Consider the following 16,603-nt stretch of genomic DNA (forward strand, 5'->3'; position numbering starts at 1 on the left):
TATCTGAACGCGATTTTATTGGTATTTTATTGCTAAAATGTTGTAAACTATAATAAAACCGCGTGAGAGGGAGTTGATACTATTACACTTACATTAGCACTGTTCATTACATCTGTCGTAATCTTTATCTGTATTCTCAGCAGCAAAATCTCAGGCCGGATCGGAGTCCCCACACTGTTTGTCTTTATTGTGCTTGGGATGTTGTTCGGCTCGGATGGAGTCTTTAAGATACCATTTGACAATTACGAATTTGCAGAACAGATTTGCTCGGTCGCCCTTATTTTTATCATGTTTTACGGCGGCTTCGGCACCAGATGGAGCGAGGCAAGGCCGGTGGCGTTTAAGTCCATACTGCTGTCGTCAATCGGAGTCGTACTGACGGCTGTGCTGACGGGACTTTTCTGTTACTTTGTCCTGCATGTGGATTTTCTGGAGGGAATGCTGATTGGTTCCGTTCTCGGTTCCACCGATGCAGCCTCCGTATTCTCCATCCTGAGATCCAGAAAACTCAATCTGAAATACGGTTCCGCCTCCATGCTGGAGCTGGAAAGCGGAAGCAATGACCCGTTTTCCTATATGATGACAATCATCATCCTTTCCGCCATGTCGGGCTCGGCAAGCGGCATTGAGATTGTGGGAATGCTGGTGAGCCAGTTGCTCTTCGGCCTGTTGATCGGCGCGGCCGTGGCTTTCATTGCATCGCGTTTCCTGAACCGATATCAGTTTTACGGCGAGGGTTTTGACACGATATTCGTCTTTGCCGTCGCAATTATTTCCTATGCCCTCTCTTCCCTGTTAGGAGGAAACGGCTACCTGAGTACTTATCTGACCGGAATAATTCTGGGCAATCAGGCGCTTAAAAACCAGAAAACGCTGGTAAGCTTTTTCGACGCCTGTACCGGCCTCATGCAGATTCTGCTCTTTTTCCTTCTGGGACTTCTGGCGTTTCCTTCCCGGATGCCGGCCATTGTTTTACCGGCGGCGTTTATCGCGGTCTTTTTGACTTTTGTCGCGCGTCCCGCGGCGGTTGGACTTTTGCTGGCCCCGTTTAAAACACCGCTCAACCAGTATCTCGTTGTCTCCTGGGCAGGACTTCGTGGAGCGGCATCCATCGTGTTTGCCATTATGGTGATGGTGAGCGGCAGTAAGATCAGTATCGACGTATTTCACATTGTGTTTTGTGTGGTTCTGTTCTCCATCATCTTTCAGGGCTCCCTGCTTCCGGCGCTGGCGAAAAAGTGCGGCATGATCGATGAGAACGCCGATGTTATGAAAACATTTACCGACTATACGGAAAATACCCAGATCCAGTTTATCCAGCTTCCGATCGGGGCGGATCATCCGTGGGTGGATCAGAGGATACGCGATATCAACCTCCACCCGGGAACGCTCATTGCCGTAATCAAGAGAGGGGAGCAGGTGGTGGTCCCCAAGGGCAACACGCAGATTCTCGCAGGTGATACGGTCATTCTCGGCGCGGAAGGTTTTTCCGACAACCGTGAGATCCTTCTGAAGGAGATCCGGATCACTCCGGAACACCGCTGGTGCAATAAAAAGGTATCCGAAGCTAAATTCTATAAAAATACGATCATTGTCATGATTAAGCGCGGGGATCAGGTCATTATTCCGGCAGGCAATACCGGGATACAGGATCAGGATCTTGTAGTGGTTTATTCACAGCGGCTTCCGGCGGAGGCGGTGATTGACTGACGCTTGCGGTAACGCGTCAGATAAAGCACGGTCTGGCACAGCACCAGAGCGGCCCAGCCGGTACCGGTGGCGGCGGCCACGGCGGCCAGCCCCAGTTTCCGGATGAAGAGCCGGGAGATTACGACCCGGATAGAGATGTGGAATACGACGCTGACGGCCGATACGCCCACCTTTCCGATACCGTTAAAAAAGCCCACATAGGCGGCGCCGATATAATTAAAGAGATAGAAGAGGGAGATGACTGCCATGTAGTTTACTCCCTCTTTTATTACGATCGGGTTATCCGTGCCGGAGATAAAGGAGACACTCATGCCGGCGGTTATGTACATGGCAAAGGACAGGGAGATTCCCATGGCGGCCAGCAGCAGAAATCCCTTATTAAATCCTTTTCTGACCCTGTCCCGGTTTCCTGCCCCCGTATTTTGGGCAATAAAGACTGAGAGGGCCTCCGTGCCGCTGTCTCCGAAGGAGTTGGCAAAACCTTCTGCCTTTGTCGTGGCTGTGTAGGCGGAAATCATTTCCGTACCCATGGAGTTGACCGTTCCCTGCACCAGAAGCTTTCCCAGATACAGGCTGGCCTGCTGGAGCGCGGACACAAAGCAGTAGCGCAGGGTCCTGAAAAAGAGCCTGCGGCTGAAATGCATATCTTCCTTCCGAAAGAGCAGGGAGGGGTAACTTTTCACAAGATAAATAATTCCGAGAATGGCGGACAGGATCTGGGCCAGTATTGTCGCGGCCGCGGCTCCCGCTATTCCCATACCGAAGTTTCTGATAAAGAGCAGATCCATGGCAAAGTTCAGTATGATGGCTGAGATTAGAATCAAAAGGGCGACTACCGTATTGCCGATGGAGCGCAGGATGGCCGAGCAGAGGTTGTAAAAAAAGGCGGGAACCAGACCGGCGAATATAATCTTAAGGTACACGGCCGCCTGCGCGGCCACTTCGGGGGGAGTCTTAAGAAAACGGAGGATGGAACCGACGCTGCAAAAAGCCAGGGCGCTGATACCCAGGACGCCGATGCTGCCCAGGGTAAATGCCATGAACACCTCACTCCGGAACGCAGAATCATTTCTCTCTCCATAATACTGGGCCAGAATGATGGCAATGCCCGAACAGCAGCCGCTGATCACAAAGATAAAGAGATTCATAATGGTACCTGACACCCCGATGGCGGCAAAGGCCTCTAATCCGGCGTATTTGCCGACTACAACGGCATCGATGGTATTATAAAGCTGCTGGAATATATTACCTATAATTAATGGACCCATCAGGAACAGGAGGGAGGAGCAGATGCCGCTGTGGAGTAAGTCTTTTTCTCTTTGCATTATTAGTTACCTGCTTTCTGCAATTAGGTTAAGATGTGATGCAAGGACACTACCGGCGGGGCAGAAAAGGGAAGGGGGCAGCCCCGGCCGGTATGATGATATTATAAGTTAGGCGGCCTGTATTGTAAAATTCTTAATTTTGTCTTATAATATAAACTATTGGTTATATTTTGAACGTGTTACAGGTGACTGTTATAGAAGCGGCTGTTACGGGAGCAGGCGTTACAGGAGCGGCAGTCACAAGAGCGGCTGTTATAAGGGCTGCTCCTGCGGCGGGCGGCCACGGAGGGGGAGAATATGACGGAACTGGAGATTAGGGCATTTCTTACGGCACTGCAGTCGGGCAGTATCACATCGGCTGCGGGAAAACTTTATGTGACCCAGCCGGCTCTCAGCAAGCGGATCCAGGCGCTGGAGAATGAGCTGGGGTACAGGCTTATCAAAAGGGGAAAGGGACAGAGGACGATTGAGCTGACTGACAAGGGAGAGGCATTCGTACCGGTCGCGGAGCGGTATCTGGAACTGTGGAAGGAGGCTAGGGAGATTGACCGGATGGATCAGGCAGGAACACTGAGGGTTTCGGCTGTTAACAGTATCAGTACGTACCTGTTCCCCACCGTCTGCTCCTGTTTTATGGAAGAAAATCCGGAATATCTGCTGAACTTTTCCAATTATCACTCCCTGGAGGCGTATGGGCATGTGGCGGAAGGGCAGATTGATCTGGCCCTGATTTCAGATGACATGGAGGTAAAGGGAGTGGAGACGGTTCCTCTGTTTGAGGAGGACATGCTGCTGGCCCTGGGGCCGGGGACGCGATATGCGGAGGCGGCATATCCCTCGCAGCTCAATGTATCCGATGAAATACGGCTGCCCTGGAGCCCGGAATACGATTTGTGGCATGATTTCCGGTTTAAGTCTTCTGCGTGTGCCAGGATGGTACTTGACCAGATGTCGCTTATGGAGTATTTTCTTGGATTCAGGGATGTCTGGGCCATTGTGCCGGCTACGGCCGCGCTGAAATTGAGAGAAAAACTGGGGATTGAAATCCGGCCCCTGGAAGAAGGTCCTCCAGCCCAGATTATTTATTATCTGAAAAGAAAAACGGACCGGAACGGGGCCGCGGAAAAGTTTCTGGCGGTGACGGAGCGGGAGCTGGAACGGATTGAGAAGGCGAGCCGCCATATCAGGCGGATAACGGTGAGTTAATCTCTCTTTTTTGTGCAGGGAAAGAGAGGAAAAGAACAGGGAAAACGGATAGAATCTCTTTAAAGAGCAGGAGGAAAACAGATGGAGTGGATAGAACGCCTGAATAAAGCAATGAATTATATCGAAGAGCACATTGCAGAGGAAATTGACTATGGACAGCTTGCGAAGATCGCGTGCTGTTCCACCTATCATTTTCAGAGGATGTTCGGATATATGGCGGGAGTGTCCCTGTCGGAGTATGTACGCCGCAGGAGGATGTCCCTGGCAGCGGTGGAACTGCAGGGAAGTGATGAAAAAATCATAGACATAGCGCTGAAATACGGCTATTCATCCCCGACCGCGTTTAACCGGGCCTTCCAGGGAGTCCAGGGAATCGCGCCCTCGGCAGTCCGCAAAGGGGGAACGCCGCTCAAATCTTTTCCGCCTCTCAGCTTTAAAATCACGATTAAAGGAGTGGAAGAGATGAATTACAGAATCGAAGAAAAAGAAGCGTTCCGTATTATTGGGGTATCCGGTTCCATGAGCAAAAATATTGAGGAAAATTTTGCAGTCGTTCCCGGTATGTGGCAAAAGGCGGCTATGGACGGCACGGTGCAGGAACTGGCCGCAATGATGGACGGCAGCCCCATGGGGCTTTTGGGTGTGAGCGCCTGCTATGATGAGGAAGACTGGAAGTACTTTATCGCTGTTGCAAGTTCCCATCCGGTGGAGGGGACTTCATTTGAAGAGTTCACGGTACCGGCGGCCACCTGGGCCATATTTGGCGGATCGGGAACGAACCGCTCTATTCAGGAGCTGGAACAGCGCATCGTGACGGAATGGCTGCCTTCATCCGGATATGAGTACGGCAGCGCACCGGATATCGAGGTCTATCTAAACCCGGATCCGGCGAATGCACAGTTCGAAGTATGGATTCCGGTTGTGAGGAAGTAGAATGCAGGGCAGCAGAGCATGCATGCCGTGTATGGGAGAGTCATAAAAATAGTAATGAAAATAAAGTAAGAGTAAAATTAGTAATGGATAAATTAGTAATTTGTGACAAAGTAAATAGATAACAGTATGCAGAATTCCAAGTATTGGTATAAAAATGCAGGACACCGGATATTTTTATTATCTGGTGTCCTGTTGGCATCTGTTTGGGCTGAAATTTATTCTGGGATTCCTTAAATCGATTAGAATATTGTAAATAAAGCTTAATGGCTTACGTACTATCCTCCCGCCACTGTTTATTTTATAATAAGACGGACAGCCGTTCTTTCGCAGCAATTAAACAATTTGGAATTTACAGGAGAACCCATATATGAAACAATCGGAGAACCATGAGACAAAGAAGGAAGAAGCAAAAAGCAGTAAAACAATGAGCGGTGAATTCATGGCCACAGAATTAGAAAGTGCTGATCAGGAAAGCACAGAAGATAAAAACGCTCAGAATAAACATATGTCGACAGGTATATCTACAGGCCTGTGCCTGGGAGTTGTTTTTGGCATTATTTTTCATAATCTTGCGCTCGGCATTGCAATCGGTTTATGTCTTGGAACTGCCTACGGAACTTCTACGGGCAAGAGAAAAGAGAACCGGGATAATAGTGAAGATAAATAAGCATTTAAATTCAATAAACGAAGCAGGGATATTTCAAAAGTAGACGAAAAGCCTGCCGGAACAGTATCCCTTTTTGTGTATAAACAGAGAAACGGCATCCCTCCCCGGCTCAAAATCAGAATGATTCTATACCGGGGAGGGATACTCTTTTTTTCTGTATGCATAATACAAACCAGTATTATTTATACAAATCCCTGAGCCATCATAGCGTTGGCGATTTTTTCAAAGCTGGCGATATTAGCGCCGGCCACATAGTTTCCGGCCTCACCGTAGCGTTTTGCGGCATCGGCCACCTTGGTATAGATTCCGGCCATGATGTTGTGGAGTTTTTCGTCCACCTCCTGGAATGACCAGCTCATGCGGAGGCTGTTCTGGCTCATCTCCAGGGCGGAGGTTGCAACGCCTCCTGCGTTGGCCGCCTTGCCCGGCATGAACAGAATGGAGTTGGAAAGGAAGAATTCCGTTGCTTCCATATCGGAAGGCATGTTGGCGCCCTCGGCCACGGCGATACAGCCGTTTGCCTTCAGACATTTAGCGTCTTCCAGGTTCAGTTCGTTCTGGGTTGCGCATGGAAGGGCAATATCACAGGGGATGGACCAGATTCCTTTTCCTTCCGTATATACGGAGCCCGGAACCTCATCTGCGTACTCTTTGATGCGTCCGCGGCGCACTTCTTTAATCTCTTTTACCACATCCAGCTTAATTCCGTCTTTATCATAAATATAACCATTGGAATCGCTCATGGCGACTACTTTGGCGCCCAGTTGTGCCGCCTTTTCCACCGTGTAAATGGCTACGTTGCCGGAGCCGGATACAATGGCGGTTTTACCTTCCAGGCTTTCACCGTGGCTCTTTAACATTTCTTCCAGTATGTAGACAAGGCCGTAGCCGGTTGCCTGGGTACGCACAAGGGAACCGCCGAATGTCAGCCCTTTTCCGGTCAGGACGCCCTCATAAAGACCGGTCAGCCTCTTATACTGGCCGTACATGTATCCCAGCTCCCTGCCGCCGACGCCGATATCTCCGGCCGGCACATCCTGATCGGCACCGATATGTTTGTAGAGCTCCGTCATAAAGCTCTGGCAGAATACCATCACTTCATGTGCCGATTTGCCTTTTGGATCAAAGTCGGAACCGCCCTTGCCGCCGCCGATTGGAAGACCGGTCAGGGCATTTTTAAATGTCTGCTCAAAACCCAGGAATTTAAGAATGCCCTGATTTACAGACGGATGGAAGCGGAGTCCTCCTTTATAAGGCCCAATCGCATTGTTAAACTGCAGGCGGTATCCTTTATTGATGCGCGCCCGGCCCTGGTCATCCACCCAGGGAACACGGAAGGAGATAATCCGCTCCGGCTCGACGAGGCGTTCCAGCAGGGCTGTCTCACGGTACTGCTTTTCATTTGCTTCAATAACGGGCCTGAGAGAATCCAGTACCTCTTTGACCGCCTGATGGAACTCTTTCTCACCAGGATTTTCTTTAACTGTTTTGCTGTAGATTTCATCAACGTACGACATAGATTTTTCCTCCTCACATAAACTTTTACACATCCCACAGCCGTCCCCGCCGCTGTCAGAAATATGGAAAAACTCCGAATTTAAGAAACGGCCGGCTGCATGGACCCTCGTATTTGTGTAATGCTCAGCATTGTAGCATGGTAACATGGTAAAGTCAAGAAGAGTATTTAGATTATTTGTGTATTTTTGAGAATACATTGACAATAAAGAACAATAAACGAAATATTTTGTACTATTTATATAGTTATCTATCTTTGGCGCGGCGAAAAATTGTAAAAATGCAACAAAACGCTGAAAAAGCTTCATAGAAGCACTCTATCAAACCGATATAAAACAGGTATTAGACTTTAACGAGGCGGAGGCGATATAATAAAAACAATTTAAAACACAAGTAAAACCAACCGGACGGAGCAAAACCAGCAGTGTGATTCAGTGTAAGTGAAAATTGAAGAGAGTGCCGGAAAACAATGTTAAAGAGAGAAGAAAGAGGGGTTTTTTATGGGAAAACAGAGTAAAAAAATACGCAAACTTCTTGCGGAACGCGATTACCTGATCGCGCCATGTGCCTATGATGCGCTGAGTGCGAGGGCGATCCAGGCTTCCGGGTTCTCCATCGCCGGTACGACCGGATACGGAATGCATGGAGTAGTGCTGGGACAGCCGGACACGGGACTTCTGGCTCTGAATGAAACGGTTTCCATTCTCAGTAAGATGGTTGATGCGGTCGATATCCCAATCCTCGCCGATGCGGAGGGCGGCTACGGAAGCGCCTTAAACGTAATCCGTGCGGTAAAGGAATATGAGAAGACAGGCGTTGCAGGACTGTTTATTGAAGATCAGAAGCAGCCGCCGAACTGTCCGTTTATTAAAGCTCCGGAGTTAATCAGTACCGACGAGATGGTCGGAAAAATTGAGGCCGCGGTCGCAACACGCGAAGATCCGGATATGGTGATTATTGCCCGGACCGATGCGCCTTTCGAGGAAGCGATTGAAAGAGCCAATGCATATATGGCAGCAGGAGCCGACATGGTTAAAATCCTGCCGAAGACAAGACAGGAACTGGAGGCTCTCCCGCCACGCGTTAACGGCCCAATCCATCTTGGCCTCTATGCCAATAAAGGTATTAATGACGGCATGACTGCCGCCGACTGCGGAAAACTGGGATATAAGATTATCACATTCCCAGTCAGCTGCCTGTTTGCGCAGACTGCGTCCGTCTTATCACTCTTAAAGTACATCAAAGAAAATGAGACGGATGAGGGCTACAACGGAGAGTTTATGGCATTTGCCGACTATCTGAAGTTCATTGGAGCCGATTACTACAAAGAGCTGGTCGATAAATATCTGAGAGATTAAAATTCAGAGAACAGCTATACTACGGCAGATTCGATATCCCTGCTTATCATAATCCCCAAAAAGCCGCCGGAGGGAAATGTGCATTCCGGAAAGCGGTTTTGCGGCAGGTGTATCTTATTTGATATAATTCCCCCTAAAGAAGCCGGCCCCGGCAGAATTGCTTAATTCTGCCGGGGCTGCGCTTGTTTAGGGAGCTCTGCCGGGGCAATCAGTACCGGAACCGGAACGGCCCGTACGTCTTTGTACCGACGGAAGTCTTTTCTTCCAGTAAGTCAAAGAATTCCGCCCGGATATTCAGTTCAAACTGCGAGGGCCCGGAGCCGTCGGAACGGAATCCCACCTCAGGGAAATAAGTGAGGGTGGCGGTCTTACCGTCGGGCAGCGATACCTCGCTGTATTTATTGGGACCGATGACGGCCTTCAGTGAGCCGCCATACATCATGCCCAGAGGCGCTTTTAATTCCAGATAATGCCCGGAATGATTCTCCACCCGGAGCAGAAATAACTTTCCGGCATTCCTGCTGTTGATTTCTTCCGTCACTGCATAAATTTTGATTCCGTCCCCGTCAAGGAGGCAGGAGCCTGCGAAAGGAACCACGGCCTCATCGGTGCGCGTGGAAGCTGTCTCCAGCGTATATTTTTCACTTAGTAAACGGGTAGAACTTCCTCCGGATTCACCGATACGGACAAACAATGAGTTTTCAATCGTACTGATATACTGGATACCGCTTCCGGCCAGGGAGGATGGAGTCAGGGTGACAAGAGCGGGTAACTGTGTTTCACCTTTGGGAATGTCCAGCATCCCGCTGCCTCCGCCCACTTGCTGACCATTTACATAACATCCTAAAGCGGATGTCATAAGATGAACATTCTGCGAAGAACGGTTTTCCACACGGAAGATGACGGACACCTTGTAAGAGGAGTCGAAGGTATCCTCCGTAATCTCCAGATGATCGGCAGTGATCCGCAAACCGTCCGTATCTACGATCACTTTCTTTTGCAGCGAAACACCGTCAATAAAAGATTCCGGTGACGGGTCGTTTATGTCAGCCGCAGCGGATGGGAAAGAGCAGAAAAGAGTAAATACAAAAATAAACAGAAACAGGGGAAGGGATGTAAACGACATCACGGTTCCCGGTACGATGGCAGCACTTGCCGTGCGCAGCCATTCTGGCTTTCGAATACAGGTACTCATTTTCATAGATTCAGCCTCCTGACAAGGGGATGCGGTAAAAAACCGGCCTTAAATGAAGAACGGTTCAGGGTACGTGGAGCGCAGATTTATTTATTAATTTCATTATATCAGAACGCGGGTAGACGTTCAATATACCCTTTAATTGAGAAATGAGAACGCGCCGGAACGGTCGGGGGCGGGATGGTGAGAGGGAGGGGGTGAGTCTTCAGTCCCGGTTTGAGGTTTACCGCGGGTGGGGAATCCGGGCAGGAAAAGTTCCTTTGGGAAACGCTTGCGCTCTTTGGAGTACATAGTGGTACTAACCTCGTGAAAAACCTCGGTAAGTACCAATGAACTCCAGGTTCCCTCCGGAATCTTTTCCTCCCTTCTTCCCCACAGACAGGTTATGGCCGGGACTGAAGACCCATCCCCATCCCCTTTAGCGGCAATAAAAAAGCACGCTCCCTCAGGAGCGCACTTTTTTATTGCCGCTAACCTCACACCTGCTGCGACTGAATCAGATCCCTGGACCTTCCGGCGCGCAGTATGTAGCTTTCCATATCGTGGTTTAAAATCTCGCGGAGATTTTTGGAAAGTTCAATTACTTTCACAATGTCAATTCCCGTGGCAATGTCTGCCTCTTCACACATATGGAGCACGTCCTCCGTCGAAATGTTGCCGGCCGCACCCGGTACGAACGGGCATCCGCCGAGTCCGCCGAAGGAGCTGTCGAAACGGTCCATTCCGGCTTCCATGGCTGCCAGGATGTTGGCCATGGCCATGCCGCGCGTGTTGTGGAAATGCAGCCACCAGGTTGCCTGAGGATATTTCTCCTTTACATGGCAGCAGATATCGTAAACCTGGTTCGGTACCGCCATGCCGGAGGCATCGGACAGGGAGATTTCGGTGATTCCCACCTTCAGGTAAGCTTCGATGATGGCATCCACATCCTCGATCGGAATGCGTCCTTCCCATGGGGAGGCGAACGGCATGGAGATGGAACCGGAAATTTCAATTCCATTTTCACCTGCGGCATCCACGCAGGAGGCGAAACCGGCTACGCTCTCCTCGGGAGTCATGTTCAGATTTTTTAAGTTGTGCTGACGGCTGGCGGAGACGTTGAGCTTCACCTTTTTACAGCCGCAGTCAATGGCTCTCTGGATTCCTCTCAGGTTCGGGATGAGGGCGCGCAGCTCCACGCCGGGAACATCTCCGATGGCCTTAAAGACTTCATCGGTGTTCGCCATCTGAGGTACGGCTCTCGGATGCATAAAAGAACCGACTTCAATGACCGGGAATTTTGCATCGATAAGGCCGCGCAGCAGTTCCAGCTTCTGCTCGGTGCTTAAAATATACTTTTCATTCTGAAGGCCGTCACGCAGGCCCACCTCACACAGAGTAATTGATGAGGGAAGTTTCATATAATAGTTCCTCCTTTAATATATGTATCGTTTTCAGGTATCGTTTTCAGCAGGACAAGAAGCAGCCGCTTTATCACTGCGTACGGTGTGTACAGTAATGCCGCTGCCTCATTCTGAGATTCCTTATGAGTTCAGTATATCGGAGTTTTACCCTTCAATCCAATGCTTAATATGAATCAAATCATTGATAAAAGTAATGATTCGGCCTAAAATTTAGATGATTTGCTCAGGTTCTATGAACGAAATTGAACAAAATGACGAAACCATGCAGGAAATTGATAGATGGATGAAAACTGCCCATTGGACGTTTGTGCAAATATCCAATAGAATGTAAATACAGAAAGCAAGTAATTGGTTGAAATGACTAAAGTATCACCATAGAAAGAGGAGGAATCATTGATGGAAAGAAAGTTTTCCCTGGCCTATCTTACAATCCCGGGCGTGGAGCCGCTGGACCAGATTAGAATTGCCGCTGAAGCAGGTTATGACTATGTAAGTCTTCGCACCATACCGATGGGATTACCCGGAGAGCCGCAGATATGCCTTGAGAAAGACCCTGAGCTTTTTAAGAAAGTCAAAAAGACTCTTAAGGATTATAATATGAAGCTGTTCGACATTGAGCTTGTCCGCGTGCGTGAGGATCTTCCCTGCGACTTCAGAAAAGCATTTGAGTGCGGCGCTGAACTGGGAGCCACCGACGTACTGTCAAGCGTATGGACAAAGGATCATGCATTTGCAGTGGAGCAGTATGGAAGCATCTGCGAACAGGCAAAAGAGTTCGGACTTACGATTAACCTGGAATTTCCAATCGTGTCCGGTCTGACCACACTGGATGAGACAATTGCAATGCAGGATAAGGTAAATGCACCAAATATGAAGCTTCTGATGGACATGATTTACTGCCACTGGGACGGCGTAACGGCAGAGAAGATTAAGGGAATCGACCCGGCCCGCTTTGGTGTGATTCATCTCTGTGACTGCCCGAAGGATATGCAGGGACTGGAAATCGCACAGGTTGTCCGCGAGGGCCGTGAATACTGCGGCAAGGGCGCGATAGACCTGGAAGGCCTGTTAAAAGCGCTTCCGGCCAACACCTGTTCCATCGAACTTCCAAATACAAAATACATAGCCGAGTACGGCGGGGCAGGCCATGCAAAACAGTGCCTTGATAATGCAAAAGCGCTTTTTCAGAAGGCAGGCCTTTAAAGACAACGTTGTTTAGCGAGATTATGAAAGAAGGAAAGAGTATGAATATCGATATTAATACTAAGATGATCACTCTGTTGGGCACACCATTAAGCCAGTCCTTCGCTGCCAGGATGCAGAATAAAGCCTACGAGGCAGCCGGGCTGAATATGTGTTATTTCTACACAGAGATTGATAATGAACATCTGGGCGAAGTGGTAAACGGTCTCCGGTATATGAATTTTGCCGGTATGGCGGTGACAAAGCCCAACAAGGTAAAGGTGCTTGAGTACCTGGACGAACTTGACCCGTTATGTGAGAAGATGGGTTCCAGCAACACGGTGGTAAAAACGCCGGACGGCAAGCTGGTCGGTTACAATACGGACGGTGTGGGCTTCTACACTTCCCTGACCGAAGAGGGCGGTATCAAGGTGAATGAATGCGTATTCTTCTGCTTCGGCGGAGGTGGAGCCGGACGGGCAATGTGTTCCATCCTGGCCTACCACGGAGCAAGAAAAATTTACATCACCGATGCCTATGAGGAATGTGCCAAATCTCTCGTAAGCGACATCAACGAGAATTTTGCTCCGATTGCCGAGTTTGTACCATCCGGAGATTTCTCAAAACTGGCTGCCTGCGACGTAGTGTTAAATGCAAGCGGCATCGGTATGGGCGCTACGAAAGGCCAGAGCCTGCTGCCGAAAGAATATATTAAACCAAGTCAGTTCTACTTTGATGCATGTTACAATCCGGCTAAGACGCAGTTCTTACTGGATGCCGAAGAGAAAGGCTGCCAGATTCTGAACGGACTTGGAATGTCATTATATCAGGGCGCGGCTCAGATTGAGCTGTGGACAGATAAGAAAGCCCCGGTAGAAGTGATGCGCCAGGAGCTGCTGAAAATTGTGGCTGAGGGCAACGGCTGATATTACAATCGGCCGGGAGTATGTAAAAAATGAGGAGGTATAAGATGAAAATTGTCAAATGGCTGGATGAGCACATGGAGGAATTCCTTCTGGTTATTCTGCTGATAATAATTTCCTGCGTCAGCCTACTGCAGGTCATTATCAGAAAGATACCGTGGATCCCGTCCCTGACCTGGGCGGAGGAGTTTTGCCGGTTCTGCTGGATCTGGAGCGTGTTCCTGTCCCTTCCATACACAATCAGGATGGGAAATATGCTGAGGGTAGGGGTTCTCCTGGATATGATGCCCAACGTGGTACATAAAGTTATTAACATTGTCGTAGATTTCGTTACAACGGGCAGTATGGCTCTTTTGGCTTACCATTCCGTTGCAGTTGTTCAGTCAATCAAGGCCAGCGGTGAACCGTCACCGGCTATGCTGTGGCCGATGTGGATTGTATACAGTGTTATGCTGATAGGTTTTGTTCTGGCTGTCCTCCGTGGGATTCAGCAGATTGTACTCCATATTAAGCATTTCAACGAGAAAGAATTAAGCACTCTCGAACAGACTATGCTTGAAGCGGCGGAAGAAGCTGCTCTGGCGAAAGGAGGAGAAGAATAGATGGCTGCACTGTTAGTATTTATAGTATTTCTGATTGGAATTGCGATTTCCATACCGATCGGCGTCAGCATGATTCTGGGTTCCATCGCTCCCATTCTGACAATGGGCAAAGGAGGAACAATCGTTCAGCTCCTGAATAACACATTTGCCGGAGCCAACTCCACACCTATCCTGGCGGTTCCCCTTTTCATCCTGGGCGGCGTCATCATGGCAAAGGGTGGTATTTCAAAGAAACTGTTTAACTTTTTCTCTTATTTTGCAGGCAGGATGCCGGGAGGCCTTCCCTGTGCGGTAATTCTGACCTGTCTGTTTTACGGAGCCATCTCCGGTTCCGGTCCGGCTACAACGGCAGCCGTAGGTTCCATGTGTGTTCCTTTCCTTACGGATCTGGGATATGAGAAGAAATGGAGCGCCGGCCTGATTGCAGTTGCCGGAGGACTGGGAGTTATTATCCCTCCGTCCATTCCGTTTGTACTTTATTCACTGGCAACGGGCGTTTCCACAGGAGATCTGTTCCTGGGCGGCGTATTCCCGGGTATCCTGATTGGTCTCTTCCTGATGATTTACGCGGTATACTACTGTGTACGCCACGGTGAGGACAGAGCGTTAATTGACGCCAGAATGCAGGAACTGCGTGCCACCGGACTTGGAAAACTGTTTGCAGACAGCTTCTGGGCTCTGCTTTGCCCGGTAATCGTTCTCGGCGGTATCTATACAGGTTTTGTTACACCAACTGAGGCTGCGACACTTTCTGTATTCTATGCAATTATCGTTTCCCTGTTCATCTACAAATCCATTAAGGCGAACGAACTGATTCCTTTCCTCTGTGAATCGGTTAAGACATACGGCGGTCTGGCTTTCGTACTTGCATTTGCAACTGCATTCGGACGTGTGCTCTCCCTTACAAGAGCGACAAAAGCCGTTGAAACATTTATCCTTGGCAACTTCCATTCCGGTATTGCAATTCTGACCGTACTGGCTATCATCTTCCTGATTCTCGGCATGGTTATGGATACCGGCCCAGCTATCATCATCCTGGCTCCGGTTGTGCTTCCGGCCGTTCAGGCTCTGGGCGTTGACCCGGTACACTTTGGTGTTGTCCTGGTATGCTGCCTTTCCATCGGTCTGGCTACGCCGCCCTTTGGACTCGACCTGTTCGTGGCAGGTAATATTGCGGAAGAGCCGCCTATGGCGGTGGCAAAGAAAGCTGTGCCGTTTATGCTGGCTTTCCTGGTTGCCCTGTTAGTTATCGTATACGTTCCGTGGTTCTCCACGTATCTGCCAAATATATTCTAAGGGCAGGGGAACGGCTTGAAACAGAGGTTAAGTTACATATTTAACACGTAAATACAAAACAAATTTTAAGGAGGATTATAGTAATGAGAAAAATTACAGCATTGGTTCTGGCTACAGCGATGGCAGCATCATTAACAGCCTGCGGAGGCGGCGGAAAGACTTCTGAACCGGCGGCAGGAACACAGAGTGCAGGAGAGGCTGCAAAGACGGAAGCACCGGCAGATACAGCGGCGCCGGCAGCAGACGCGGCAGATGCAGCGAGTTACGACGACCTGGACGCCGTATCCCTGATTGCAGCGGACAACAGCAGTAAAGGCGCCGCAGCACAGCTCTTTGGTGAGCTGGTAGCGGAGAAAGTAGATGCGATTACAGGCGGAAAGCTGACAATTGAATACTTCCCGAACAGTGAGCTGGGCGACGACGGTGACCTTCTCCGTCAGCAGCAGTCCAACGATATCCAGATTGTAGTGTGCCAGACGGCTCCGGTTGTATCCTTTGTACCGGGCGTGGCGGTATTCGACCTTCCTATGGTATTCTCCAAATATGACGGCGATACAATCGACAAGGTTTTAAACGGCAGCGACTCCGCTTTCCGTCAGGAACTGAACAGCGCCTATGAAGCAGCAGGAACACATCTTCTGGGAGTTCTTCAGAATGCAACCTACCGTCTCACAACGGCCAACAAAGAGCTGAACACACTGGCTGATTTCAAGGCTCTTCAGATCCGTACAATGAACAACAGCAACCATATGGCATTCTGGACGGCAATCGGCGCTGAGCCGACACCTCTTGCATGGTCTGAGGTATACTTTGCACTGCAGAGCGGTACAATTGATGCAGAAGAAAACGCAGCTGATACGGTTGTAGGCGCTAACCTGAACGAGGTTCAGAGCGTACTGGCCTGCACAAACCATATTCTCTATGCAAACCAGATGTCCATCAACAAAGAAGCATATGACGCCCTTGATCCTGCTTTCCAGGCAGCTCTCAACCAGGCCGTATCAGAGGCAATGGCCGAGCTTCGTCCACAGCTTGCGGATATCGATGCAAACAATAAAAAGACCCTTCAGGACAAAGGCATGAAACTCATCGAGTATGATAACGCTTTCTATGATGAAATCCTTGCCCTGGATACAGTTCAGAAACTCTACACCGACATTGACACACAGTGCGGCGGACTTGGAACAACTCTTCAGGAGTCCCTGGAAAGTGCAGCAAAATAAAGAGCTGCAGTTACTGATTCAAGCAGACGGATGTCACCGGGCGTGCGGCCTGCCGCAGCCCGGGA

Annotated in this window: 14 protein-coding genes; 10 read left to right on the plus strand and 4 right to left on the minus strand. The window is 49.5% G+C overall.

The genetic code is table 11. The features are described 5' to 3' along the window. Positions 1–81 precede the first annotated feature (81 nt). Positions 82–1,710, plus strand: coding sequence for a potassium/proton antiporter (locus V3C10_00955; protein ID WVP64553.1), 1,629 nt, complete (start codon positions 82–84; stop codon positions 1,708–1,710). On the opposite strand, the gene V3C10_00960 is transcribed toward V3C10_00955, so the two are convergent. Next, positions 1,671–3,035 carry an MATE family efflux transporter gene (locus tag V3C10_00960; protein WVP62427.1) on the minus strand — a complete coding sequence of 455 codons (1,365 nt, stop codon included), beginning with the start codon at positions 3,033–3,035 and terminating at the stop codon, positions 1,671–1,673. The two genes, V3C10_00955 and V3C10_00960, sit on opposite strands and share 40 nt — an antisense overlap. A 297-nt stretch (positions 3,036–3,332) precedes the next feature. Here V3C10_00960 and V3C10_00965 point away from each other — a divergent pair, with 297 nt between their 5' ends. From V3C10_00965 to V3C10_00975, 3 genes are all read left to right on the plus strand, one after another. Further along, the gene (locus V3C10_00965) at positions 3,333–4,241 is read left to right on the plus strand and encodes a LysR family transcriptional regulator (protein ID WVP62428.1); all 909 of its coding nucleotides are present in this window, start codon (positions 3,333–3,335) and stop codon (positions 4,239–4,241) included. Between the two features lie 81 nt (positions 4,242–4,322). Further along, positions 4,323–5,174, plus strand: a complete 852-nt coding sequence (locus V3C10_00970) for an AraC family transcriptional regulator (GenBank protein ID WVP62429.1) — start codon at positions 4,323–4,325, stop codon at positions 5,172–5,174. A 367-nt stretch (positions 5,175–5,541) separates the two neighbouring features. Continuing rightward, complete coding sequence (locus V3C10_00975) at positions 5,542–5,841, plus strand: hypothetical protein (GenBank protein ID WVP62430.1); 300 nt, start codon at positions 5,542–5,544, stop codon at positions 5,839–5,841. Positions 5,842–6,023: 182 nt separating this feature from the next. Here the strand turns inward: V3C10_00975 and gdhA are convergent, their stop codons facing one another. After that, a complete protein-coding gene (gdhA, locus tag V3C10_00980) occupies positions 6,024–7,358 on the minus strand; it encodes an NADP-specific glutamate dehydrogenase (GenBank protein WVP62431.1) in 1,335 nt (444 codons plus the stop codon). Positions 7,359–7,856: 498 nt separating this feature from the next. On the opposite strand from gdhA, the gene V3C10_00985 reads away from it, so the two are divergent. Then, a complete protein-coding gene (locus tag V3C10_00985; GenBank protein WVP62432.1) occupies positions 7,857–8,714 on the plus strand; it encodes an isocitrate lyase/PEP mutase family protein in 858 nt (285 codons plus the stop codon). A gap of 208 nt (positions 8,715–8,922) precedes the next feature. Here V3C10_00985 and V3C10_00990 read toward each other — a convergent pair whose 3' ends face one another. Together V3C10_00990 and V3C10_00995 are read right to left on the minus strand one after the other, a co-directional pair. Further along, entirely contained in the window at positions 8,923–9,915 is a 993-nt protein-coding gene (locus V3C10_00990; GenBank protein WVP62433.1) for a hypothetical protein, read from the minus strand. A gap of 470 nt (positions 9,916–10,385) precedes the next feature. Next, the gene (locus V3C10_00995; GenBank protein WVP62434.1) at positions 10,386–11,309 is read right to left on the minus strand and encodes a hydroxymethylglutaryl-CoA lyase; all 924 of its coding nucleotides are present in this window, start codon (positions 11,307–11,309) and stop codon (positions 10,386–10,388) included. Between the two features lie 399 nt (positions 11,310–11,708). On the opposite strand from V3C10_00995, the gene V3C10_01000 reads away from it, so the two are divergent. The 5 genes from V3C10_01000 to V3C10_01020 all read left to right on the plus strand — a co-directional run bounded on the left by V3C10_01000 (position 11,709) and on the right by V3C10_01020 (position 16,538). Beyond that, positions 11,709–12,515, plus strand: coding sequence for a TIM barrel protein (locus tag V3C10_01000; protein WVP62435.1), 807 nt, complete (start codon positions 11,709–11,711; stop codon positions 12,513–12,515). A 41-nt stretch (positions 12,516–12,556) separates the two neighbouring features. Beyond that, positions 12,557–13,420 (plus strand): shikimate dehydrogenase, encoded by an 864-nt coding sequence (locus V3C10_01005; protein ID WVP62436.1) that lies wholly within the window; start codon positions 12,557–12,559, stop codon positions 13,418–13,420. A gap of 44 nt (positions 13,421–13,464) precedes the next feature. Continuing rightward, positions 13,465–14,019 (plus strand): TRAP transporter small permease, encoded by a 555-nt coding sequence (locus V3C10_01010; protein WVP62437.1) that lies wholly within the window; start codon positions 13,465–13,467, stop codon positions 14,017–14,019. Continuing rightward, positions 14,020–15,315: a TRAP transporter large permease gene (locus tag V3C10_01015; GenBank protein WVP62438.1), complete on the plus strand. Its 1,296-nt coding sequence runs from the start codon at positions 14,020–14,022 to the stop codon at positions 15,313–15,315. It abuts the gene before it with no gap. 83 nt (positions 15,316–15,398) lie between these two features. Next, positions 15,399–16,538: a TRAP transporter substrate-binding protein gene (locus tag V3C10_01020; protein ID WVP62439.1), complete on the plus strand. Its 1,140-nt coding sequence runs from the start codon at positions 15,399–15,401 to the stop codon at positions 16,536–16,538. Positions 16,539–16,603 lie beyond the last annotated feature (65 nt).

Origin of the sequence: [Clostridium] symbiosum (assembly GCA_036419695.1) — a bacterium.
Classification (GTDB): Bacteria; Bacillota; Clostridia; order Lachnospirales; family Lachnospiraceae; genus Otoolea; species Otoolea symbiosa_A.

What these genes read in the sequence shown, in the direction of transcription:
- V3C10_00960 (WVP62427.1), bottom strand. Translation starts at nt 3,035, where the DNA reads ATGCAAAGAGAAAAAGACTTACTCCACAGCGGCATCTGCTCCTCCCTC.
- V3C10_00965 (WVP62428.1), top strand. Translation starts at nt 3,333, where the DNA reads ATGACGGAACTGGAGATTAGGGCATTTCTTACGGCACTGCAGTCGGGC.
- V3C10_00970 (WVP62429.1), top strand. Translation starts at nt 4,323, where the DNA reads ATGGAGTGGATAGAACGCCTGAATAAAGCAATGAATTATATCGAAGAG.
- V3C10_00975 (WVP62430.1), top strand. Translation starts at nt 5,542, where the DNA reads ATGAAACAATCGGAGAACCATGAGACAAAGAAGGAAGAAGCAAAAAGC.
- gdhA (WVP62431.1), bottom strand. Translation starts at nt 7,358, where the DNA reads ATGTCGTACGTTGATGAAATCTACAGCAAAACAGTTAAAGAAAATCCT.
- V3C10_00985 (WVP62432.1), top strand. Translation starts at nt 7,857, where the DNA reads ATGGGAAAACAGAGTAAAAAAATACGCAAACTTCTTGCGGAACGCGAT.
- V3C10_00990 (WVP62433.1), bottom strand. Translation starts at nt 9,915, where the DNA reads ATGAAAATGAGTACCTGTATTCGAAAGCCAGAATGGCTGCGCACGGCA.
- V3C10_00995 (WVP62434.1), bottom strand. Translation starts at nt 11,309, where the DNA reads ATGAAACTTCCCTCATCAATTACTCTGTGTGAGGTGGGCCTGCGTGAC.
- V3C10_01000 (WVP62435.1), top strand. Translation starts at nt 11,709, where the DNA reads ATGGAAAGAAAGTTTTCCCTGGCCTATCTTACAATCCCGGGCGTGGAG.
- V3C10_01005 (WVP62436.1), top strand. Translation starts at nt 12,557, where the DNA reads ATGAATATCGATATTAATACTAAGATGATCACTCTGTTGGGCACACCA.
- V3C10_01010 (WVP62437.1), top strand. Translation starts at nt 13,465, where the DNA reads ATGAAAATTGTCAAATGGCTGGATGAGCACATGGAGGAATTCCTTCTG.
- V3C10_01015 (WVP62438.1), top strand. Translation starts at nt 14,020, where the DNA reads ATGGCTGCACTGTTAGTATTTATAGTATTTCTGATTGGAATTGCGATT.
- V3C10_01020 (WVP62439.1), top strand. Translation starts at nt 15,399, where the DNA reads ATGAGAAAAATTACAGCATTGGTTCTGGCTACAGCGATGGCAGCATCA.